This window comes from Pseudomonas khorasanensis (assembly GCF_014268505.2).
GTDB lineage: Bacteria > Pseudomonadota > Gammaproteobacteria > Pseudomonadales > Pseudomonadaceae > Aquipseudomonas > Aquipseudomonas khorasanensis.
The window spans coordinates 1-20,943 of record NZ_JABWQP020000021.1; the positions used below are offsets into that span (position 1 = coordinate 1).

A 20,943-nucleotide genomic window follows, 5' to 3' on the forward strand; every position below is an offset into this window, starting at 1 on the left:
GTTGGATCGCGTACCACACAAGAACAGGTCGGCTGTCAGGCCGCCTTCGCGAGCAGGCTCGCTCCCACAGAAAAGCAAAGCAGCGCAGCCGCCCGCGGCAAAGCCGCCTCACTCAACAATGAGCGTTAGCTCGAGTAACGCTCTTGATTTCAAGGCCCGTCGGGAGGCTGAGTGGAGGGATTGATCCGGGGGGCAGGCGCGGAGCGCCGTTCGACGAAGTCGAACACATCGAAAGGAGGTGCAGCGAAGCAAACCGGAAGCGATGCGCCCGGATCGATTCCGGAGCGAAGGAACCCCGAGCCCCAGCGAGCGGGCCGTACGTCAGGGTAAAGCCTTTTGGGTTACCTTTTCGGCGTTTGGAAAAGGTGACTCGCCGTAAGGGCGAAACCGCCAGCCGCAGCGCCGAAAAAAACGGATATACACCCCAAACAACCCAAAGCCAGGTCGGCCCACAGGCCGCCAAGGCCAAAAAAAAGGGCAACCGAAGTCGCCCCAAAATGCCTTGCGTGCTCATCAATCCGAAAGAATCACTTCTTGCGCTTATTCGCATCCTTCCAGATAAAAAACCCAAACCCTGCAAAAAACAGAACCATGAGGCCTACAGTCAAAACCCCGGCAAACACCACGTTATCGAAAAACATGACTGGCCTCCTGGCCCCTGCTTTGCTGCGATGGGTTCAAGTTACCAAACACACAGGCGCACACATTGACCGGGATCAATATCTGCAAGGAAGGAAATTAAAGGAGGGGAAATAACTGACCTGCATCAATGAATGCAGCGGGAGATCAACGCTTTTTCGGCTTGTTCTTCGACTTTTTCTTCGCTTTGCCCAACGGCATCGCCTGCTCGAAAGCCTGACGCACTTCGTTCAGGCGCTTTTCGTTAAGGTCATGCACCCGCTTGGCGCGTTCGGTGCTGAGGTCGATCAGTTTGTCGTCTTGGCTCATGGCAACAGGCATCACAGGGAATAATCACAACTGCCGCTCAACGACAGGACTTCGCCAATAGTGAAGCCTGGCGTCAGCGCTGACCAGCCGCCGAGGCTCAAATTTCGATATCGACCCACAGGCCCTGACGCGGTTGATCTTCCATTAGCGCAATGACCGGCACAGTGTTGTCGGCGTTGAGCTCAGTTCCGGGCACGGCCAGATGTTCTTCAGGGTCTTCGTCCGCCTCACGACGACGGCGATCACGCTCCTGCTGGCGGCGCTGTTCTTCGCGCAGCAACAGGCCGTCCTCTTCGGGATCGCGCTTTTGCAGATCAATCGTGCTTTCGTTGGAGCTCTCCTGCACCGGCACGACCGGCGGGATGTCCGGCCGCTGGCGGATCGGATCCTGCTGGGAGGTGATCGGCACAACGCTCAAGGGGAGCATCGGTGGCAACATATAAGGTCTCCTGTCTGCAGGCTATCGGCTGGGGGGCAGGCGCCTTGAGCCGCCTGTCGCACACTTGTGACCCGGTTGGCACTCACTGGTGCCCTGGCGCTTGAAAAAAACGACGCATGACGCCTCGACTGCAGCTTGCAGCTTGAAGCTAAAAGCTCGCCGCTGCTCCTATTCCTTTGGCCCTAAGGGTCGCATTCCGTTAAGATAGCCCGCTTTTTCAAGGTGGGAGTCAGGCAGCATGGCGCAGCAGTATCAACCGGGGCAACGCTGGATCAGTGACAGCGAAGCAGAGCTTGGTTTAGGCACCGTTCTGGCACAGGACGGCCGCTTGTTGACCGTGCTTTACCCGGCCACTGGCGAAACCCGCCAGTACGCGCTACGGAATGCGCCCCTGACCCGCGTGCGATTCTCGCCGGGCGACTCCATCACCCACTTTGAGGGCTGGAAGATGACTGTGCAGCAAGTCGACGACGTCGACGGGCTGATGGTCTATCACGGCCTCAACGGGCAGAACGAAGCCGTCACCCTGCCGGAAACCCAGCTGTCGAACTTCATTCAGTTCCGTCTGGCCAGCGACCGCCTGTTCGCCGGGCAGATCGACCCGCTGCCGTGGTTCTCCCTGCGTTACAACACCCTGGAACACACCAGCCGCCAGTTGCAGTCCTCGCTTTGGGGCCTGGGCGGCGTGCGCGCGCAACCGATCGCCCACCAATTGCACATTGCCCGTGAAGTCGCTGACCGCATCGCGCCGCGCGTATTGTTGGCGGACGAAGTGGGCCTGGGTAAAACCATCGAAGCCGGTCTGGTGATCCATCGCCAACTGCTCTCGGGTCGCGCCAGTCGCGTGCTGATCCTGGTGCCGGAAAACCTTCAGCATCAGTGGCTGGTGGAAATGCGCCGCCGCTTCAACCTGCAAGTCGCGCTGTTCGACGAAGAGCGCTTCATCGAAAGCGATGCCACCAACCCGTTCGAAGACACGCAACTGGCGCTGGTCGCGCTGGAATGGCTGGTTGACGACGAGAAGGCCCAGGACGCCCTGTTCGCGGCCGGTTGGGATCTGCTGGTGGTCGACGAAGCACACCACCTGGTCTGGCACGAAGAAAAAGCCAGCCCGCAATATTCGCTGGTCGAGCAACTGGCCGAAGTGATTCCCGGCGTGCTGCTGCTCACCGCCACCCCGGAACAACTCGGTCAGGACAGCCACTTCGCCCGTCTGCGACTGCTCGATCCAAACCGTTTCCATGACCTGGCCGCCTTCCGCGCCGAGAGCGAAAACTATCGCCCGGTGGCCGAAGCCGTGCAGGAGCTGCTGGACAAGGGCCGCCTCTCGCCTGAAGCACACAAGACCATCCATGGTTTCCTCGGCAACGAGGGCGAAGCGCTGCTGACCGCCGTCAATGATGGCGATACCGAAGCCAGTGCCCGTCTCGTGCGTGAATTGCTTGACCGCCACGGCACGGGCCGCGTGCTGTTCCGCAACACCCGCGCCGCCGTGCAGGGTTTCCCGGAGCGCAAACTGCATCCGTACCCGCTGCCGTGCCCGGACGAATACCTGGAGTTGCCGCTGGGCGAACACGCCGAGTTGTACCCGGAAGTCAGTTTCCAGGCTCAGCCGGACGCCAGCGAAGAAGAGCGCTGGTGGAAATTCGACCCGCGCGTCGAATGGCTGATCGATCAGCTGAAAATGCTCAAACGCACCAAAGTGCTGGTGATCTGCGCCCACGCTGAAACCGCGATGGACCTTGAAGACGCGCTGCGCGTGCGCTCCGGTATCCCGGCCACCGTGTTCCATGAAGGCATGAACATCCTTGAGCGTGACCGCGCCGCTGCCTATTTCGCCGACGAAGAGTTTGGCGCACAGGTGTTGATCTGCTCTGAAATCGGCAGTGAAGGTCGCAACTTCCAGTTCGCTCATCACCTGGTGCTGTTCGATCTGCCGTCGCACCCTGATTTGCTGGAGCAACGTATCGGTCGTCTCGACCGGATCGGCCAGAAACACATCATTGAGTTGCACGTGCCGTATCTGGAAACCAGCCCGCAGGCGCGTCTGTTCCAGTGGTACCACGAAGCGCTGAATGCTTTCCTCAACACCTGCCCGACCGGCAACGCCTTGCAGCATCAGTTCGGCCCGCGCCTGCTGCCGCTGCTCGAAGAGGCCGACGACAGCGAGTGGCAAACGCTGATCGACGAAGCGCGCGCCGAGCGTGAACGTCTTGAAGCCGAGCTGCACACTGGCCGTGACCGTCTGCTGGAACTCAATTCCGGCGGCGCTGGCGAAGGTGAAGCGCTGGTCGAGGCGATCCTTGAGCAGGACGATCAGTTCGCCCTGCCGATCTACATGGAAACCTTGTTCGACGCGTTCGGCATCGACAGTGAAGACCATTCGGAAAACGCGCTGATTCTCAAGCCGAGCGAAAAGATGCTCGACGCCAGTTTCCCGCTGGGCGACGACGAGGGTGTGACCATCACCTACGATCGCAATCAGGCTCTGTCGCGCGAGGACATGCAGTTCATCACCTGGGAACACCCGATGGTGCAGGGCGGCATGGATCTGGTGCTGTCCGGCTCAATGGGCAACACCGCCGTCGCGCTGATCAAGAACAAGGCACTCAAGCCTGGCACCGTCTTGCTGGAATTGCTCTATGTCAGCGAAGTGGTCGCACCGCGCTCGCTGCAACTGGGCCGCTACCTGCCACCGGCCGCGCTGCGTTGCCTGCTCGATGCCAATGGCAACGATCTGTCATCACGGGTTTCGTTCGAGACCCTCAACGATCAGCTCGAAAGCGTGCCCCGGGCCAGCGCCAACAAGTTCATCCAGGCTCAGCGCGATCAGCTGACGCCACGGATCAACGCCGGCGAAGACAAGATCGCCCCGCGTCACGCCGAGCGCGTGGCCGAGGCCCGTCGCCGTCTGGCCGCCGATACCGACGAAGAACTGGCGCGCCTGACCGCGCTGCAAGCGGTCAACCCGACCGTACGCGACAGCGAACTTGAGGCGTTGCGCACTCAGCGTGAGCAAGGTCTGGCGATGCTGGATAAAGCAGCGTTGCGTCTGGAAGCGATTCGGGTGCTTGTGGCAGGCTAAACCGCCCTGCTTCATGGCTGAAAACAAGAAGGCTCGCAGCGATGCGGGCCTTTTTGTTTGCCTGTTATTTATCAGTTGATGCGGATGGCCCCCATCGCGGGCAAGCCCGCTCCCACAATGACCGAGTCGTACACATACCTGTGAACACCTCAAACCCTGTGGGAGCTGGCTTGCCAGCGAAAGCGGTTATGCAGTCGCCGCTGAAACATCTGGCTCAACCACCGCCACCAGCCCGTCCTTCATCCGCTGCGCATCGCGAACAAAACACCGCGCCGCCAGAAACAGAAACACCATGGTCAGGAACAGCGCCACCGGGATCAGGTACATCGCATCATGCAGCCCGACGGCCTTGAAGGCTTCGGTCATCTGTTCGGCCCCGGCCGAAACCATCGCCGACTTGGCAAAATGGTCCGACAACCCACCGACCACCACCGGCCCCAAACCGCCACCGAGCAAATACAACCCGGCAAAAAAGACCGCCATCGCCGTGGCCCGCAGGCGCGGCTCGACCACGTCCTGAATCGCCGTGTACACGCAGGTATAGAAGTTGTAAGCGAACAGCCAGCCGACGCTGAACACCGCGACAAACACGCCAATCTCGATACGTCCGGCGTGCAGCGCCCAGGCCGTGCACAGCGTCGAAACAATCAGGCTGAAACCAGCGAAAAGCAGTCGGCCATTCGCCACACGCAGGTGGATCTTGTCGGCGATCCAGCCGCCGAGCGTCAGCCCGACCAGCCCCGTCACCCCGACGATGACGCCGGTGGCGACCGCTGCTTCCTGCAAAGGCATGAGGAAGTAACGTTGCAGCATCGGCACCAGAAACGAGTTGCAGGCATAGGTGGCGAAGTTGAAGCAGAGCCCGGCCATCACCAGCCACAAAAAGGTGGGCACCGCGAGAATCCGGCGGATCGGCCGGTCGACCTTTTCCTGCGAAACCTGGACGGTTTCGGCCGCGCCGCGCTTGGGTTCCTTGATGAAGAACATGAACACCGCGAGGATCAGTCCCGGCACGGCGGCAATAAAGAACGGCGCGCGCCAGCTGTCGAACGCCTTGACCATCCAGCCGATAGTGAAAAACGCCAACAGCAAGCCGAGCGGCAGCCCGAGCATGAAAATGCCCATGGCCCGCGCCCGGCGGTGCGCCGGGAACAGGTCCCCAATCAGCGAGTTGGCAGCCGGCGCATAACTCGCCTCGCCGATGCCGATGCCCATGCGCACGATCAGGAAGCTCCAGAAACTGCCCACCAGACCGTTAACGGCGGTCAACGCACTCCACGTCGCCAGCCCCCAGCCCATCAGCTTGCTGCGCGATCCCGTATCCGCCATCCGCCCCAATGGCAGACCGGCAATCGCATAAACGATGGTGAAGGCGGTGCCGACGATGCCCAGTTGAAAGTCGCTGAGGTGCCACTCCATGCGGATCGGTTCGATGATGATCGCCGGGATGGTGCGGTCGAAGAAATTGAACAGGTTGGCGAGGAACAGCAGGAACAGAATGCGCCAGGCATTCGCCGCTTGGGTCGAGTTCTGCATGGGTCCGTCTCTTTATTGTTATGGGGCTTCACTGCCAGCGCGTCGAGCCCGGAACCTGCAATCTAGCCAGCCGCGCGAGGGCTGTCTGTCATCATTCGTCAGCCTGATAAGGGCCCATCGCACTGTAACGAAACGTAAGCCTTTGATAAGTCTGGAATCCCCCGTCATACGGGGCTTTTGCGGCAAAATCCCGCGACAAAAAAATAGTTTCCCACCCCCCTTCCCAACGCCATGGCAACGCCTAGAATGGCCGCCGGATCCGTCCGGATCTTCCGATCAATCCCTTTGATACCCCCGCCCATGTCCGAAGCCAGTCCGTGTCTGAATTGCGGTGCCTGCTGTTCCCATTTTCGCGTGTCTTTTTTCTGGGGTGAATGCTCATCTTCGGGTGGAACGGTGCCCGACGAACTGGTCTCTCAAATCACCCCGAGCCGGGTGGCGATGATCGGCACCGACCGCAAACCGACGCGTTGCACGTCGCTGGCGGGTGAGGTCGGCAGCACCGTGGCGTGCACGATCTACGACAAACGCTCGAGCACCTGCCGAGAGTTCGAGGCCTCTTGGGAAAACGGCGAGCACAATCCCGACTGCGACAAGGCCCGTGCCGCCCACGGCCTGCCGCCCTTGCCGCCGCACTGGAACGACCTGCCTCTGGAGCGCATCGCCTAAGCGTTAGCGCTGATCGCTATTAGACTAATATCGAAATCATTAGCGCCAATATGCCACTACGCCTTGCACCCTGAAAACGGCCTCTATACTCCACTCATTCGCCTGCGCTGACCCAAGCACGGGCCAGATGAATCCGAGACGGGGCACGCTATGGAGTGGCTTGGTTTGCAGTTTGTTGCCGAGCTGCCAGAGAGCGGGCAGGTTCTACTCAATTGCAGCCACAACCCCTTTCTGGTGATAGTGGCCTATCTGGTCGCCTGCGCAGCGAGTTTCGCCACTCTGGACATGGCCGAGCGTGTGGTGCATGCCGAAGATCAGGGCTCGCGACGACTGTGGCGCTGGATCGGCGCGACCTGCCTGGCAGGCGGCATCTGGGCCATGCACTTCATTGGCATGCTGGCTTTCCAGACGCCGATCGACATTCAGTACGACCTCGGCATCACTCTTTTCTCGTTGCTGATCGCCCTGCTCGCTTCATGGCTCGCCATGCACACCCTGAGCGAGGCGCAGCCAAGCGCGCTGCACTGCCTGAAAACCGCGTTTGTCATCGGACTCGGCATCGCCGGCATGCATTATGTCGGCATGGCCGCGATGAAATCGAGCGCAACGGCCTACTATCAGCCGTGGCTGTTTGCCCTGTCGGTGTTGATTGCCATCGGCGCCAGCTTCGCCGCGCTGTGGGTCGCCCGTTACTTGCGCGAAGGCAGCGGCGTGGCTCATCAATTGCTCAAGCACAGCGCGGCACTGATCTTGGGTGCCGGCATCATCAGCATGCACTTCACCGGCATGGCCGCGCTGGACCTGGTCATCCCCGAGGGTGGCCTGGCGCCGAGCGGCGGCGATAGCGGCCATCTGCAACTGGGCCTGACCGTAGCGCTCATCGCCCTGTTGATTTTAGGCAGCGCCATCAGCGCCGCCCTCGCCGATAAAAAACTGCAAAACAAGGAACAGGATCTGCGCCGGCTCAATGCCCTGCTCAGCCAACTCGATCAGGCGCGCATGTCCTTGCAGCAAGCCGCTAATTACGACGCGTTGACCAACCTGATCAACCGCCGCGGTTTCAACCAGATGTTCGCCGAGAAGCTCAGCCAGAAAACCAGCGAGGGCGGTATGCTCGCGGTGATGTTTCTCGATATCGACCACTTCAAACGCATCAACGACAGCCTCGGGCATGACGCCGGAGATGCACTGCTCAAAGTCATCGCCCAGCACATCAAGAGCTCGGTTCGCAGCCACGAAGACGTGGTCGCGCGTTTCGGCGGCGACGAGTTCTGCATCCTGATCAGCCTGCGCGACCGCGAAGAGGCACGCGGCATGGCCCAGCGAATAATGCTCAAGATGAAAGAGCCGATCGAATTGGCCGGTCGCCGGATGGTGATGACCACCAGCATCGGCATCAGCCTGTTCCCTGAGGACGGCACTACGTGCGAAGAGCTGCTCAAGCACGCCGACCTGGCGCTTTATCAGTCCAAGGGCGCCGGACGCAACGGCTTGCATTTCTTCAATGCCAGCCTCAAGACCCGTGCCAGTTTCGAGCTGCAACTGGAAGAAGAACTGCGCAACGCACTGCGCGAAGACAACGCCTTGATGCTCTATTACCAGCCGATCTTTGAGCTCAAAACAGGGCGGGTCACCAAGCTTGAAGCGCTGATTCGCTGGCAACACCCGGTCCATGGCCTGCTGACCCCGGATCGGTTCATCGGCATCGCCGAAAACAATGGCCTGATCGCCGATCTGGACAACTGGGTACTGCGCCGCGCCTGCAAGGATCTGGGCGAATTGTCACGGCATGGCTGCGCAGAACTTAAAATCGCCTGGAACTGCTCACCGCTGAACCTCAGCCGCGAGGAGCTTGCCGACGAGATCGAGAATGCGCTGCGTATTGCTGGCGTGGCGCCGGAGCGCCTCGAACTGGAAGTCACCGAAAACGCCTTGATGGGCAACATCGCCAATACCCTGGTCCTGCTGCGGCAGATCCGTGCCCTGGGCGTGTCGCTGTCGATCGATGATTTCGGCACTGGCTATTCGTCGCTCGCCTATCTCAAGCGCCTGCCACTCAATACCTTGAAAATCGACCGCTCGTTTATCCTCGACATCCCCACCGCCACGGCGGACATGGAAATTGTCCAGGCAATCATCGTCATGGCGCACACCCTGCATCTGCAGGTGGTCACCGAAGGTGTGGAGAGCCTGGAGCAATACGAGTTTCTCGAGCGTTCGGGCTGCGATTTCATTCAGGGTTATCTGCTCAGCCGCCCGGTGCCGCTGGACGAACTACGCGCTGTGCTGGACGAAATCAACCAGCGCAAACACGTGCTGGGGGTCAATCCTTTGAGGCTGGCGCGCGATACATTTGCACCAGTGTCGCTGGATCCTGCGCTAAAAAGCCTTGCGCCCCATGCAGGCGCATCAATTGTGCGGCCAATCCGCTGATCGGCGTGGCCGAACCCTGCTCGCGCGAAAATTTCACCGCCGTGTCGAGATCCTTGAGCAAAGTGCGCACGTGCCATTTGATCGGCTCGAAACGGCTCTCGGCCATTTGCGGGGCGAGGATCTGCAGCGGCTTCGAATCGGCAAACCCACCCGCCAGCGCCTCGGCGATCAGACGGGCGTCGACACCGGCCTGCTCGGCCAGCGCCACCACTTCTGCTATCACCAGCGCATTGCAGGCGACGATCATCTGGTTACAGGCCTTGGTCACCTGCCCGGCGCCGATGCCGCCCATGTGCGTGACGCGCTGACCAAGCGCCAGCAACGCCGGGCGTACCCGAGCAAGGTCTGCCGCCGCGCCGCCGACCATGATCGCAAGACTGCCCGCCTCGGCCCCGCCCACACCACCGGACACCGGCGAGTCGAGCCAGCTCATGCCGGTTCTTTGCGCCAGCTCAGCGGCCATCTCGCGAGTCGCGGTGGGTTCGAGGCTGGAAAAATCCACCAGTAGCTGGCCGCGTTTGGCCCCTTCGGCGACTCCCTGAGCGCCAAACACCACCTCGCTTACCACGGCGGTATCGGCCAGGCACAGCATGACAATGTCGGCGTACCCGCACAGTTCAGCGGGGCTCGCCACTTGCCGGGCACCGGCCTCAACCAGCGGCGCGCACTTGTCCGGGTTGCGGTTCCACACCGTCAGTGGATAGCCCGCCGCCAGCAGACGCTGGCACATCGGCAAGCCCATCAGGCCGATTCCGGCAAATCCCAACGAAGGTAGCGTTGACATCATTTTGCCTCTTTTCGATTAAAGATCACCGAATAATGGCCGATTCATCAACGATCAGGAAAGGATTCCGCCCGGCGATCACACAGGTCAACACCCTGCCGTCCGGGCCACATTCGCGCACAAAAGACGCGAGATCCCATTCCGTGAGGCTCGCCGGCACTGGTCGGCGAACCCACCCAGTCCAGGTAAATGGCGCACCATGACCTCTAAAAACAATCCCGCCAGTGCAGTAGCCGATCTGACCCTGAGCCCCGCCGCGAACAGCCCGTCATCGTCAAAGCCATCGGTGCCATCGCGCCCGTTGTCGACCCAGCAATACCTTTACTTCACCGAAACCAATACCGACCGCATCCTCGACAATCTCGACGGTTTGCGTGACCTGGTGTTTCCGCGCCCGCCGCACCTGGAAGGCGACAACGAGCAGCACAACGATCAGGAATTTCCGTCGGTGTGCCTGATCGGCCTCGGTCGTTGCGGCTCCAACATCGCCCTGGACGTCGCAGAGCTGGTGTACAACGCGCGCAAGTTTTACCTCAACGAATTCAACAACGAAGTTCGCCCGGCGGATCGGCGTCTGGCCGACAAAGGCTATAGCCCGGCGCAGTGGCTCAAGAACAACCTGCGGCTCGGCTCCAGCAAATCGACCAAACCGGTGTTCCTCGTCGAACCGCTGGTGATGCTCGGGGATCTGGACAAAGACATCGCCGGGCGCATCCGTTTCTCGCGCAAGGGCGAGAAAAGCGGTTTTCTGCGCGACTACAGCAAAATGAAAATCATGGACTTGTCCGAGGTCCACGCCGGGGGCGCCGGTAACGCGCCGATCCTCGGTCAGTACCTGGCCAAGATCATTCTCAACAAGGACACCCAGCGTTTTTCCAGCCCTGACTGGAAAATGATCCACTCGTACCTGATCGACAGCTGCGGCATCAAGGCCAACCAATCGCGCCTGTACTTCTCGATCTTCAGCGCCGGCGGCGGTACCGGTTCGGGCATGGCTTCGGAGTTCGGCCTGGCCCAGCAGCACTCGTACATGAACAAGACGTTCGACACCAAGCCGATGGACGAACATGACGGCAAGAGCGGTCATTCGTTCGTGTTCGAACCGATCTTCACCAGCGGCATCTGCGTGCTGCCGAACATTTCCGATCACCGCAGCGAAATGTCCGAGGCATTGCACATCAACGCCGGTCGTCTGCTGTGCAAATACCTCTCGGAAGAATGGGATTTTTCGTACAACTTCGCCAATGAAGACAGCAGCGAAGCCAGCGTCATGGGCCGTATCCGCCCGTGGAACGCGATGATGCTGATTTCCAACGACATCATGCGTTACGCCGAAGAAAGCGACGACGGCAACATCCAGAACATCGACGTCAACGCGATGGAAAAGCACGCCAACCAATACATTTCGCAACAGATTTTCAATATTCTGACGGCGCAGGCGGTCACCACTGACTACGACCAGAACTATTTCCGCCGCGCCGGCATCGACATCGGCGAGACGATTCGCCTGGATGCCAACGACCTGTTCATGAGTCTGGCGGGCCCGGTGGCGATTGCCTACGCCGAATCGGTAGTACCGGAAACGCCGCCGCCGAGCAGCGACAAGTTCAAGGTGTTCGACAAGGAGCCGCAGCGCCTGAACATCGACGACCTGTTCTTCCGCTCGATCGACCTGCCGCACTTCAACAAGGTGACCCAGGCCATCGAAGGCATCAGCCTGTTGCCGATCGAATCCAAGCGCTATCGCGCTTCGCTGGAGCAGTACAAGAATTCCGGCTACGACGCCGCTGCGCTGCATGACCTGCACTTCTTCAAAAACTGCTCGTCGGTGGTCTCGATCGTTTCGCTGCCCAAAGACTACAAGCTGTCCTACATGGACCTGAACCGGTTGAAGACCCACCTCAACAGCCTGTTCCCCAACACCACGCTCAAGCGTTATGCGCTGGTGATTGGCGCTTCGGCGAATCTGTCGCTGACTACCTTGATCGCGAAGAGCCCGTGCCTGTCGGATGATTTCCTGACGCTGATCGTGGCGTTCATCAAACGCTGCTTCGCCAAGACCCCGTATCGCTTCGACGAGACCCTGGACAACTCGATCCTCGACTTCATCGTTCAGGAGGACTTCGATGAAGACCGCATCGACGACCTGCTCAACGAATTCGAAAACCCGGCGAAGATCCTCGATACCAACTGGTACGCGATCAAACCGATGTACGAGAAGAAGTACCGCGAGCTGATCAACGACAAGGAGAAGTTCGTCTCGATCAATGACATTCGCCTGTCGCGCGACTGTGTGAAAAAGTCGATCAAGTACCTGCGTGAGATCTACCGTCACCGGATCGGCAAGACCAAGGTTATTTCGCTGAATAACCATACGGGCAAGACGTTCTCGGTCTGATCCCGGATCGAGTCGCCCCTATTCGCGAGCAGGCTCGCTCCCACATCGAAAGGCGTTTTCCCGTGGGAGCGAGCCTGCTCGCGAAGGGTGTTCACACTACAGCGATTTCAGCTTTGCCAACATCCAGAAACAATTAAGCGGCCCTTAAGCCGCTCAATAAACTGTTCCCGTTACGTTTACGTCACCGTGAAGTGAGATCCGCTTGTGGTGTTTCTCCACGGCAAGGTGCCATCACGCTACTCCGCTACACACTTCATGCCGCTCAGCCGAGCACCGAAACGGTGCGCACATTCAACCCTTCGCCCTTTCCTGGATCAGAATCCACGGCGAAACAACGACGGCCCACAGCGCTGGATCGCGCTCGAAAATATCCAGCGCCCGCGTTTCAGACAGCTTGGCGACTTTGTCTTCGGCCAGCCAGGCGGCGACTTTCTCGCCGTGGTCTTCAGCAACGGCTTCAGCCGCGGCGATCAAATCCAGGTCAGGGTCGACCCACAATAGGGCACCCTTGGCGAAGAACGGCTCCAGCTCTTTCCAGGTAATAGATGCCGTTTCACCAAGCAGCTTGGCATAGAGGGTGCTAGGTTCTTGATTCATGGGAACTGTCCGGAAAAGAAATCGACGCGAATAATAACGTTGGTGGTCCGTCAGAAAAACCCGGTAGCAAATCGCTTCACCGAACGAAAAGAGCAGGAACGCCAGGGAATGCTGCTGTTTAGGCTATATGCCCGCAATTGCCCCGCCGCGATTCTGTCTTTTTCATTCAAAAATGCGACACCCCCAAGTTTTGCCCCTTGGCGCCTGCTTCCCAGTTGAACAAGCGGCGCTCTACACTGTACCGGTACAGTTGTCGGGGGCATTTCCGGAGGGTATCGCAAAGATATCTGACCCGGTTCTGCTGCTACGGCGCCAGAACTCTAAAAACTACAACAGTAAGAGTGGAGCACTATGACTAAGGCTACTAAGCAGATTTCCAAACTGTTTGCCGCTATGGTTCTGGCCGGGGTTGCCAGCCATTCGTTCGCAGCTGACACCATCAAAATCGGTATCGCCGGCCCTAAAACCGGCCCGGTAGCCCAGTACGGCGACATGCAGTTCAGTGGCGCGAAAATGGCCATCGAGCAGATCAACGCCAAGGGCGGCGTCGACGGCAAGCAACTGGTCGCCGTTGAATACGACGATGCGTGCGACCCGAAACAAGCGGTAGCAGTGGCCAACAAGGTCGTCAACGACGGCGTCAAGTTTGTGGTCGGTCACCTGTGCTCCAGCTCCACTCAGCCAGCTTCTGACATCTACGAAGACGAAGGTGTGATCATGATCACCCCGGCGGCCACCAGCCCGGACATCACCGCCCGTGGCTACAAAATGATCTTCCGTACCATCGGTCTCGACAGCGCCCAGGGCCCTGCCGCCGGTAACTACATCGCCGATCACGTGAAACCGAAAGTGGTTGGCGTGCTGCACGACAAACAGCAATACGGTGAAGGCATCGCCAGCGCCGTTAAAGCGACCCTCGAGAAGAAAGGCACCAAGGTTGCCGTGTTCGAAGGCGTCAATGCCGGCGACAAGGACTTCTCCGCCATCATCGCCAAGCTCAAGCAGGCCGGTGTCGATTTCGTCTACTACGGCGGTTACCACCCGGAGCTGGGCCTGATCCTGCGTCAAGCCCAGGAAAAAGGCCTGAAAGCCCGCTTCATGGGTCCGGAAGGCGTGGGTAACGACTCGATCACCCAGATCGCCAAGGATGCATCCGAAGGCCTGCTGGTGACCCTGCCGAAATCCTTCGACCAGGATCCGGCCAACGTCGCCCTGGCTGACGCGTTCAAAGCCAAGAAGGAAGACCCGAGCGGCCCGTTCGTGTTCCCGTCCTACTCGGCGGTGACCGTGATCGCCGAAGGCATCAAGGCTGCCAAGTCCGAAGACGCGACCAAAGTGGCTGAAGCCATCCACGCCGGCTCGTTCAAGACCCCGACTGGCGACCTGAGCTTCGACGACAAGGGCGACCTGAAGGACTTCAAATTTGTCGTGTACGAGTGGCACAACGGCAAACCTAAAACCGAAGTTTCGCCTCAGTAAGGCCTTGCCCGACTGACTGCCAATAAAGCCCACGGCGTGCCGTGGGCTTTGTTTTGCGAATGTATGGGCCGCGCTGGCGTGATCCGCCAGTCTGCCCACCTGAAAATCTCAAAACCGTCATCAGCGGTTCGCTGGCAAAACCCGGATTCGAAGTGGATAGAGATCCACGGGGCCGGGCGGGAAAATGACTCCACCAGTGAAATGCGTACAGGTTTTTAGGAGCGCTGTAATGCCTGACCTCTATCACTTCTTCCAACAGCTGGTTAACGGCCTCAACGTTGGCAGCATGTATGCCCTGATCGCCATCGGCTACACGATGGTTTACGGCATCATTGGAATGATCAACTTCGCCCACGGCGAGGTATACATGATCGGTTCCTACGTGGCGTTCATCGCCATCGCCGGGATGACCATGATGGGACTCGACAGTGTCCCGCTGTTGATGACCGCAGCGTTTATCGCCAGCATCGTCGTCACCAGCTCCTACGGTTACAGCATCGAACGGATTGCCTACCGCCCCCTGCGCGGCAGCAACCGTCTGATCCCACTGATTTCCGCCATCGGTATGTCGATCTTCCTGCAGAACACCGTTCTGCTGGCGCAAGACTCCAAGGACAAAGCTATCCCCAACCTGATCCCCGGGAACATTTCCTTCGGGCCAGGTGGCGCACAAGAAGTGCTGATTTCCTACATGCAAGTCGTGGTGTTCGTGGTGACGCTGGTCGCCATGCTCGGCCTCACGCTGTTCATCTCTCGCTCTCGTCTGGGTCGCGCCTGCCGTGCCTGTGCCGAAGACATCAAGATGGCCAACCTGCTCGGCATCAACACCAACAACATTATCGCCCTGACCTTCGTCATTGGTGCTGCGCTGGCCGCCGTTGCGGCTGTGCTGCTGAGCATGCAATACGGGGTGATCAACCCGAACGCCGGTTTCCTCGTCGGCCTCAAGGCCTTCACCGCCGCGGTACTGGGCGGGATCGGCAGCATCCCGGGCGCCATGCTCGGCGGGTTGGTGCTTGGGGTAGCGGAAGCGTTCGGCGCTGATATCTTCGGCGACCAGTACAAGGACGTCGTGGCTTTCGGCTTGCTGGTTCTGGTGCTGTTGTTCCGTCCGACCGGCATTCTGGGCCGTCCGGAGGTTGAGAAAGTATGACTAGGAATCTTAAACAGGCACTGTTCAGTGCCTTGCTGGTGTGGGCCGTGGCCTACCCGGTACTCGGACTGAAACTGACCATCGTCGGCATCAATCTGGAAGTGCACAACACCAGCCCGGCCGTGCTGGCGACCATCGCCATCTGCTCGGTGCTGATGTTCCTGCGCGTGCTGTTCAATCAGCAGATCAGCAAGGCCTGGCGCTCGTCGCCGGGCATGCCGCTGATTCCAGCCAAGGCGAGCAACTTCCTGACCCTGCCCTCCACCCAGCGTTATTTCATCATCGGGCTGATCGTGCTGGCGCTGGTGTGGCCGTTCTTCGGCTCCCGTGGCGCTGTGGACATCGCCACGCTGATCCTGATCTACGTGATGCTCGGCCTGGGCCTGAACATCGTCGTCGGTCTGGCCGGGCTGCTCGACCTGGGGTATGTCGGTTTCTACGCAGTCGGCGCCTACAGTTACGCGCTGCTGTCGCACTACTACGGCCTGAGCTTCTGGATCTGTCTGCCGATTGCCGGCCTGATGGCGGCGACGTTCGGCTTCCTGCTGGGCTTTCCGGTATTGCGTTTGCGCGGTGACTATCTGGCGATCGTGACGTTGGGCTTCGGTGAAATCATCCGTCTGTTCCTGCGCAACATGACAGACATCACCGGTGGTCCGAACGGCATCAGCAACATCGAGAAACCGACGTTCTTCGGTCTGACCTTCGAGCGTAAAGCAGCAGAAGGCCTGCAGACGTTCCACGAGTATTTCGGCCTGCAATACAACTCGATCAACAAGGTGATCTTCCTCTACCTGGTTGCCCTGTTGCTGGCACTCGCGGCGCTGTTCGTCATCAATCGTCTGCTGCGCATGCCGATCGGTCGCGCGTGGGAAGCGCTGCGTGAAGACGAAATCGCCTGCCGTGCGCTGGGTCTGAACCCGACCGTGATCAAGCTTTCGGCGTTCACCCTCGGCGCTGCGTTCGCCGGTTTCGCCGGTAGCTTCTTCGCCGCCCGTCAGGGTCTGGTGACGCCGGAATCGTTCACCTTCATCGAGTCGGCGATCATCCTCGCCATCGTCGTGCTGGGTGGCATGGGCTCGCAACTGGGCGTGATCCTTGCGGCCGTGGTGATGATCCTGTTGCCAGAAATGATGCGTGAGTTCAGCGAGTACCGCATGTTGATGTTCGGTGCGCTGATGGTGTTGATGATGATCTGGCGTCCACAAGGTCTGCTGCCGATGCAACGCCCACACATGGAGTTGCGAAAATGAGCCGCGAGATCCTTAAAGTCGAAAATCTGAGCATGCGCTTCGGCGGCCTGCTGGCGGTCAACGGCGTGGCGCTGACCGTGAAGGAAAAACAGGTGGTTGCACTGATCGGGCCGAACGGCGCGGGCAAAACCACCGTGTTTAACTGCCTGACCGGTTTCTACCAACCCACCGGCGGCAGCATCCTGCTCGACGGCGAGCCGATCCAGGGCCTTCCCGGCCACAAGATCGCCCTCAAAGGTGTGGTGCGTACCTTCCAGAACGTGCGCTTGTTCAAGGATATGACGGCGGTCGAAAACCTGCTCATCGCCCAGCACCGTCACCTGAACACCAACTTCCTGTCCGGCCTGTTCAAGACCCCCGCGTTCCGCAAAAGCGAGCGCGAGGCCATGGAGTTCGCCGAGTACTGGCTGGAAAAGGTCAACCTGAAAGAGTTCGCCAACCGTACCGCCGGTACCCTGGCGTACGGTCAGCAACGTCGTCTGGAAATCGCCCGCTGCATGATGACCCGCCCGCGGATCCTCATGCTCGACGAACCCGCCGCCGGCCTGAACCCGAAAGAAACCGAAGACCTCAAGGCGCTGATCGGTGTGCTGCGTGAAGAGCACAACGTCACCGTGCTGCTGATCGAACACGACATGAAACTGGTCATGAGCATTTCCGACCACATCGTCGTGATCAACCAGGGCACGCCGCTGGCCGACGGCACGCCGGATCAGATCCGCGACAATCCTGAAGTGATCAAAGCCTACCTGGGGGAAGCGTAAATGCTGCAATTCGAAAACGTTTCCACCTTCTACGGCAAGATCCAGGCCCTGCACAGCGTCAACGTCGAAGTCCGTCAGGGCGAGATCGTCACGCTGATCGGCGCCAACGGTGCCGGCAAGTCCACGCTGTTGATGACGCTCTGCGGTTCACCGCAGGCGCACAGCGGCAGCATCCGCTACATGGGTGAGGAACTGGTCGGCCAGGACTCTTCGCAGATCATGCGCAAGAGCATTGCCGTGGTGCCGGAAGGTCGCCGGGTTTTTGCCCGTCTGACCGTTGAAGAAAACCTGTCCATGGGCGGCTTCTTCACCGACAAGGGCGACTATCAGGAACAAATGGACAAGGTGCTCGGCCTGTTTCCGCGCCTGAAAGAACGCTTCAACCAGCGCGGCGGCACGATGTCCGGCGGCGAACAGCAAATGCTCGCCATCGGCCGTGCGCTGATGAGCAAGCCCAAGCTGCTGCTGCTCGACGAGCCGTCGCTGGGCCTGGCGCCGATCATCATCCAGCAGATATTCGACATCATTGAACAACTGCGCAAGGACGGTGTGACGGTGTTCCTGGTCGAGCAGAACGCCAACCAGGCGCTGAAAATCGCCGACCGTGCCTACGTTCTGGAGAACGGCCGCGTGGTGATGCAAGGCACCGGTGAAGCACTGCTGACCGACCCGAAAGTGCGCGAGGCGTATCTCGGCGGTTAAGTGTTATCGCTGAACAAAAAACGGCCTTCGGGCCGTTTTTTTTTATGCCCAAATGAAAAACACTGCCCCTGTGGGATACAGGTGAATCCCAAATTTTTCATAAATTTCTCGCCCTGCCTGTAACGCATCCCCCCACCCGTTCTCTAGAGGGACAAGCAAGCGTAAACCGCTTGCATAAACCCTGATAAAACTGGAGAAACATCATGACTGCTACTACCCGCACCCTGTCCGCCACTGCCCTGGTTCTGGCCCTTGGCTCTGCTCTGAGTATCGCCACTGTCTCCACCGCCCAGGCCGCCGATGTCAGCATGGAAAAATGCTTCGGCGTGGCCCTCAAAGGTAAGAATGATTGCGCCGCAGGTGCAGGCACCACCTGTGCCGGCACGTCGAAAACGGACTATCAGGCCAACGCTTGGAAACACGTTCCGAAAGGCACTTGCGTCACCATTGAAAGCAAAACTTCGTCGACCGGTTTCGGTCAACTCGAAGCCTTCAAAGCCAAGTCCTGATCCACGGCCTGCCTGAGTGACGCCCATGTTCAGTCATCACGAACCGTCCCTGCCGCGCACTCAGGCAGCTCGCACCGAGCTCCCTGCCCGCGCCGGGCTGGGACTCAAGACCGGGCACTTCCTCGAAGTGCTCGGCTCCGTACCGGACCTCGGTTTCTTCGAAGTCCACGCCGAAAACTACATGGTGGCCGGCGGCCCGTTTCATCATTTTCTCGCTCTGATCCGCGAGCAGTACCCGCTGTCATTGCATGGCGTGGGGCTGTCGATCGGTGGCGAAGGCCCGCTGGACAGCCAGCACCTCAAACGCCTCGCCGAGCTGATCGAGCGCTATCAACCACAAGCCTTTTCCGAACACCTGGCCTGGTCGAGCCACGGTCCGGTGTTTCTCAATGATCTGCTGCCACTGGCTTACGACACGCCGACGCTGAACCGCGTCTGTGCGCACATCGACCAGGTGCAGAACACTCTGAAACGACCGATGCTGCTGGAGAACCCGGCAACCTATCTGGCGTTTGAGCACTCGACGATCGATGAGGCCGAGTTCATCGCCGAAGTGATCCGCCGCAGCGGCTGCGGCTTGTTGCTCGACGTCAACAATGTCTACGTGTCGTGCATCAATCATCAGCGCGATCCGCTGGCCTACCTCGATACATTGCCACTGCACGCGGTCGGCGAAATTCATCTGGCCGGGTTCGCCGAAGACTGTGACAATCTCGGCGATCGCTTGCTGATCGACGATCACGGCGCCCCGATTGATCCGGTCGTCTGGGATTTGTACCGTCAGGTGCTCAAACGGATCGGGCCGGTGGCGACGCTGATTGAACGCGACAATCACGTGCCCGCCTTCAACGTGTTGATGGCCGAGGCGCAGCAAGCCGAGGCGCTGTTGCGGCAGGCAGGGAGCGGGTCATGAGCACGCAAGCGGCGTTTGCCGCCGCCCTGCTCAATGTGCAGATGCCGTGTCCCGACGGTCTGTGCAGCCGCAACGGCGCCGACCCGTCGCGGCGCTTCGCGGTGTATCGCAACAACGTGCAGAGCTCGCTGATCAATGCCCTGGCAGACAGCTATCCCGTGGTGGTGCAGTTGGTCGCAGAACCATTCTTCCGCGCCATGGCGGCGATTTTCGTGCAAAGGCAACCGCCGCAAAGTCCGCTGATGAGTCGTTACGGTGAAGCATTTGCCGACTTCATCGCCCGCTTCGAACCGATTGCCAGCGTGCCTTATGTCGCTGATGTCGCGCGTCTCGAACATTTACGCACCCTCGCCTACCATGCCGCCGACGCGCAGACGATCCGGCCCGAGCAAATCAGCGCCGCGCTGGCCGATCCGCAGTCATTGAGTGAGCTGTGCTTCGAACTGCATCCCTCGCTGCACCTGCTCGACTCCGCATTTGCGGTGGTGGCGATCTGGGCCGCGCATCAGCAGGAGCAGAGCATGGCGGGCATCGGCCTCGATCAAGGCCAGCATGCCCTGGTGCTGCGCAACGGTCTCGACGTGGAGGTGTTTGCCCTTGAACCGGGTGCGAGCGTGTTTATTCGTCATCTGATCGAGGGTTCGCCATTGCTGGTGGCGGCAGAGAAAAGTCCGCCGTTCGATCTAGCCCAGACACTCGCCTTGCTCATCGCACACAACGCGATCACTCGGCTCAATTACAAGAAGTTGCCATGAACACTCTCATCCTTCGCGTCATTGCACTGTTCGAGAACATCCCCCTTAGTCTGATTGCCTTTATCGCGCGTTTCTCGGTTGCCGCCGTGTTCTGGAAGTCCGGACAAACCAAGGTCGAAGGACTGGCCATCGACCTGATCGACGGCACATTTCAACTTGGCTGGCCGCGCCTGGCGGATTCGGCGATACCGCTGTTTCAGAGCGAGTACAACCTGCCGCTGTTGTCGCCGGAAATCGCGGCGCACATGGCAGCGTTTGCCGAGCATGTGTTCCCGCTGTTGATTCTTGTCGGCTTCGCCACACGGTTTTCGGCGCTGGCATTGCTCGGCATGACTTTGACTATCCAACTGTTTGTCTACCCGGATGCCTACCCGACCCACGGCACCTGGGCGGCGGTGTTGCTGTACCTGATGGCGACCGGCCCGGGCAGATTATCAATCGATCACCTGATCGCCCGCCGCTACCAAGGCTGACCTGAAACTGTAAGAGCTGCCGAAGGCTGCGATCTTTTGATTTTTAGAAGCAA

Annotated in this window: 19 protein-coding genes; 13 read left to right on the forward strand and 6 right to left on the reverse strand. The window is 59.7% G+C overall.

From position 1 onward, the window contains the following. Positions 1-527: 527 nt before the first annotated feature. From ccoM to HU727_RS25050, 3 genes are all read right to left on the reverse strand, one after another. A complete protein-coding gene (gene ccoM / locus HU727_RS25910) occupies positions 528-641 on the reverse strand; it encodes a cytochrome c oxidase subunit CcoM (protein WP_003222396.1) in 114 nt (37 codons plus the stop codon). Positions 642-786: 145 nt separating this feature from the next. Further along, positions 787-948, reverse strand: a complete 162-nt coding sequence (locus HU727_RS25045; protein WP_016771347.1) for a hypothetical protein — start codon at positions 946-948, stop codon at positions 787-789. A gap of 97 nt (positions 949-1,045) precedes the next feature. Next, on the reverse strand, positions 1,046-1,387 hold the full coding sequence (locus tag HU727_RS25050; RefSeq protein ID WP_186534394.1) for an aspartate-semialdehyde dehydrogenase: 342 nt from the start codon (positions 1,385-1,387) through the stop codon (positions 1,046-1,048). Between the two features lie 238 nt (positions 1,388-1,625). Here HU727_RS25050 and rapA point away from each other — a divergent pair, with 238 nt between their 5' ends. After that, entirely contained in the window at positions 1,626-4,472 is a 2,847-nt protein-coding gene (gene rapA / locus HU727_RS25055) for an RNA polymerase-associated protein RapA (RefSeq protein WP_186534393.1), read from the forward strand. Positions 4,473-4,658: 186 nt separating this feature from the next. Here the strand turns inward: rapA and HU727_RS25060 are convergent, their stop codons facing one another. Further along, the gene (locus HU727_RS25060) at positions 4,659-6,008 is read right to left on the reverse strand and encodes a spinster family MFS transporter (RefSeq protein ID WP_186534392.1); all 1,350 of its coding nucleotides are present in this window, start codon (positions 6,006-6,008) and stop codon (positions 4,659-4,661) included. Positions 6,009-6,308: 300 nt separating this feature from the next. Between HU727_RS25060 and HU727_RS25065 the strand changes: the two genes are divergently transcribed. Together HU727_RS25065 and HU727_RS25070 are read left to right on the forward strand one after the other, a co-directional pair. Continuing rightward, the gene (locus HU727_RS25065) at positions 6,309-6,677 is read left to right on the forward strand and encodes a YkgJ family cysteine cluster protein (protein WP_186534391.1); all 369 of its coding nucleotides are present in this window, start codon (positions 6,309-6,311) and stop codon (positions 6,675-6,677) included. A 150-nt stretch (positions 6,678-6,827) separates the two neighbouring features. Beyond that, positions 6,828-9,110 (forward strand): putative bifunctional diguanylate cyclase/phosphodiesterase, encoded by a 2,283-nt coding sequence (locus tag HU727_RS25070; RefSeq protein WP_186534390.1) that lies wholly within the window; start codon positions 6,828-6,830, stop codon positions 9,108-9,110. Here HU727_RS25070 and HU727_RS25075 read toward each other — a convergent pair. Further along, positions 9,001-9,897 (reverse strand): NAD(P)-dependent oxidoreductase, encoded by an 897-nt coding sequence (locus HU727_RS25075; protein WP_186534389.1) that lies wholly within the window; start codon positions 9,895-9,897, stop codon positions 9,001-9,003. The two genes, HU727_RS25070 and HU727_RS25075, sit on opposite strands and share 110 nt — an antisense overlap. A 196-nt stretch (positions 9,898-10,093) precedes the next feature. On the opposite strand from HU727_RS25075, the gene HU727_RS25080 reads away from it, so the two are divergent. Beyond that, on the forward strand, positions 10,094-12,292 hold the full coding sequence (locus HU727_RS25080) for a hypothetical protein (RefSeq protein WP_186534388.1): 2,199 nt from the start codon (positions 10,094-10,096) through the stop codon (positions 12,290-12,292). Between the two features lie 291 nt (positions 12,293-12,583). On the opposite strand, the gene HU727_RS25085 is transcribed toward HU727_RS25080, so the two are convergent. After that, positions 12,584-12,889, reverse strand: a complete 306-nt coding sequence (locus tag HU727_RS25085; protein WP_186534387.1) for a DUF2288 domain-containing protein — start codon at positions 12,887-12,889, stop codon at positions 12,584-12,586. A 351-nt stretch (positions 12,890-13,240) separates the two neighbouring features. Here HU727_RS25085 and HU727_RS25090 point away from each other — a divergent pair, with 351 nt between their 5' ends. The 9 genes from HU727_RS25090 (at position 13,241) to HU727_RS25130 (ending at position 20,890) form a co-directional block, all read left to right on the forward strand. Beyond that, positions 13,241-14,368 carry a branched-chain amino acid ABC transporter substrate-binding protein gene (locus tag HU727_RS25090; protein WP_186534386.1) on the forward strand — a complete coding sequence of 376 codons (1,128 nt, stop codon included), beginning with the start codon at positions 13,241-13,243 and terminating at the stop codon, positions 14,366-14,368. 229 nt (positions 14,369-14,597) lie between these two features. Continuing rightward, entirely contained in the window at positions 14,598-15,521 is a 924-nt protein-coding gene (gene livH / locus HU727_RS25095; RefSeq protein WP_186534385.1) for a high-affinity branched-chain amino acid ABC transporter permease LivH, read from the forward strand. Continuing rightward, the gene (locus HU727_RS25100) at positions 15,518-16,774 is read left to right on the forward strand and encodes a high-affinity branched-chain amino acid ABC transporter permease LivM (RefSeq protein WP_186534384.1); all 1,257 of its coding nucleotides are present in this window, start codon (positions 15,518-15,520) and stop codon (positions 16,772-16,774) included. Before livH ends, HU727_RS25100 begins: the two co-directional genes overlap by 4 nt. Further along, positions 16,771-17,538 (forward strand): high-affinity branched-chain amino acid ABC transporter ATP-binding protein LivG, encoded by a 768-nt coding sequence (livG, locus tag HU727_RS25105; protein WP_186534383.1) that lies wholly within the window; start codon positions 16,771-16,773, stop codon positions 17,536-17,538. The genes HU727_RS25100 and livG overlap by 4 nt, the downstream gene beginning before the upstream one ends. Then, entirely contained in the window at positions 17,539-18,240 is a 702-nt protein-coding gene (locus HU727_RS25110) for an ABC transporter ATP-binding protein (RefSeq protein WP_003222380.1), read from the forward strand. It begins immediately after the preceding gene. 203 nt (positions 18,241-18,443) lie between these two features. Next, positions 18,444-18,749: a BufA1 family periplasmic bufferin-type metallophore gene (locus HU727_RS25115; protein WP_186534382.1), complete on the forward strand. Its 306-nt coding sequence runs from the start codon at positions 18,444-18,446 to the stop codon at positions 18,747-18,749. A gap of 25 nt (positions 18,750-18,774) precedes the next feature. Further along, positions 18,775-19,662, forward strand: a complete 888-nt coding sequence (bufB, locus tag HU727_RS25120; protein WP_186534381.1) for an MNIO family bufferin maturase — start codon at positions 18,775-18,777, stop codon at positions 19,660-19,662. Further along, the gene (locus tag HU727_RS25125; RefSeq protein WP_186534380.1) at positions 19,659-20,417 is read left to right on the forward strand and encodes an HvfC/BufC N-terminal domain-containing protein; all 759 of its coding nucleotides are present in this window, start codon (positions 19,659-19,661) and stop codon (positions 20,415-20,417) included. Before bufB ends, HU727_RS25125 begins: the two co-directional genes overlap by 4 nt. Beyond that, complete coding sequence (locus tag HU727_RS25130; protein ID WP_186534379.1) at positions 20,414-20,890, forward strand: DoxX family protein; 477 nt, start codon at positions 20,414-20,416, stop codon at positions 20,888-20,890. Before HU727_RS25125 ends, HU727_RS25130 begins: the two co-directional genes overlap by 4 nt. Positions 20,891-20,943: the final 53 nt, after the last annotated feature.

What these genes read in the sequence shown, in the direction of transcription:
- ccoM (WP_003222396.1), bottom strand. Translation starts at nt 641, where the DNA reads ATGTTTTTCGATAACGTGGTGTTTGCCGGGGTTTTGACTGTAGGCCTC.
- HU727_RS25045 (WP_016771347.1), bottom strand. Translation starts at nt 948, where the DNA reads ATGAGCCAAGACGACAAACTGATCGACCTCAGCACCGAACGCGCCAAG.
- HU727_RS25050 (WP_186534394.1), bottom strand. Translation starts at nt 1,387, where the DNA reads ATGTTGCCACCGATGCTCCCCTTGAGCGTTGTGCCGATCACCTCCCAG.
- rapA (WP_186534393.1), top strand. Translation starts at nt 1,626, where the DNA reads ATGGCGCAGCAGTATCAACCGGGGCAACGCTGGATCAGTGACAGCGAA.
- HU727_RS25060 (WP_186534392.1), bottom strand. Translation starts at nt 6,008, where the DNA reads ATGCAGAACTCGACCCAAGCGGCGAATGCCTGGCGCATTCTGTTCCTG.
- HU727_RS25065 (WP_186534391.1), top strand. Translation starts at nt 6,309, where the DNA reads ATGTCCGAAGCCAGTCCGTGTCTGAATTGCGGTGCCTGCTGTTCCCAT.
- HU727_RS25070 (WP_186534390.1), top strand. Translation starts at nt 6,828, where the DNA reads ATGGAGTGGCTTGGTTTGCAGTTTGTTGCCGAGCTGCCAGAGAGCGGG.
- HU727_RS25075 (WP_186534389.1), bottom strand. Translation starts at nt 9,897, where the DNA reads ATGATGTCAACGCTACCTTCGTTGGGATTTGCCGGAATCGGCCTGATG.
- HU727_RS25080 (WP_186534388.1), top strand. Translation starts at nt 10,094, where the DNA reads ATGACCTCTAAAAACAATCCCGCCAGTGCAGTAGCCGATCTGACCCTG.
- HU727_RS25085 (WP_186534387.1), bottom strand. Translation starts at nt 12,889, where the DNA reads ATGAATCAAGAACCTAGCACCCTCTATGCCAAGCTGCTTGGTGAAACG.
- HU727_RS25090 (WP_186534386.1), top strand. Translation starts at nt 13,241, where the DNA reads ATGACTAAGGCTACTAAGCAGATTTCCAAACTGTTTGCCGCTATGGTT.
- livH (WP_186534385.1), top strand. Translation starts at nt 14,598, where the DNA reads ATGCCTGACCTCTATCACTTCTTCCAACAGCTGGTTAACGGCCTCAAC.
- HU727_RS25100 (WP_186534384.1), top strand. Translation starts at nt 15,518, where the DNA reads ATGACTAGGAATCTTAAACAGGCACTGTTCAGTGCCTTGCTGGTGTGG.
- livG (WP_186534383.1), top strand. Translation starts at nt 16,771, where the DNA reads ATGAGCCGCGAGATCCTTAAAGTCGAAAATCTGAGCATGCGCTTCGGC.
- HU727_RS25110 (WP_003222380.1), top strand. Translation starts at nt 17,539, where the DNA reads ATGCTGCAATTCGAAAACGTTTCCACCTTCTACGGCAAGATCCAGGCC.
- HU727_RS25115 (WP_186534382.1), top strand. Translation starts at nt 18,444, where the DNA reads ATGACTGCTACTACCCGCACCCTGTCCGCCACTGCCCTGGTTCTGGCC.
- bufB (WP_186534381.1), top strand. Translation starts at nt 18,775, where the DNA reads ATGTTCAGTCATCACGAACCGTCCCTGCCGCGCACTCAGGCAGCTCGC.
- HU727_RS25125 (WP_186534380.1), top strand. Translation starts at nt 19,659, where the DNA reads ATGAGCACGCAAGCGGCGTTTGCCGCCGCCCTGCTCAATGTGCAGATG.
- HU727_RS25130 (WP_186534379.1), top strand. Translation starts at nt 20,414, where the DNA reads ATGAACACTCTCATCCTTCGCGTCATTGCACTGTTCGAGAACATCCCC.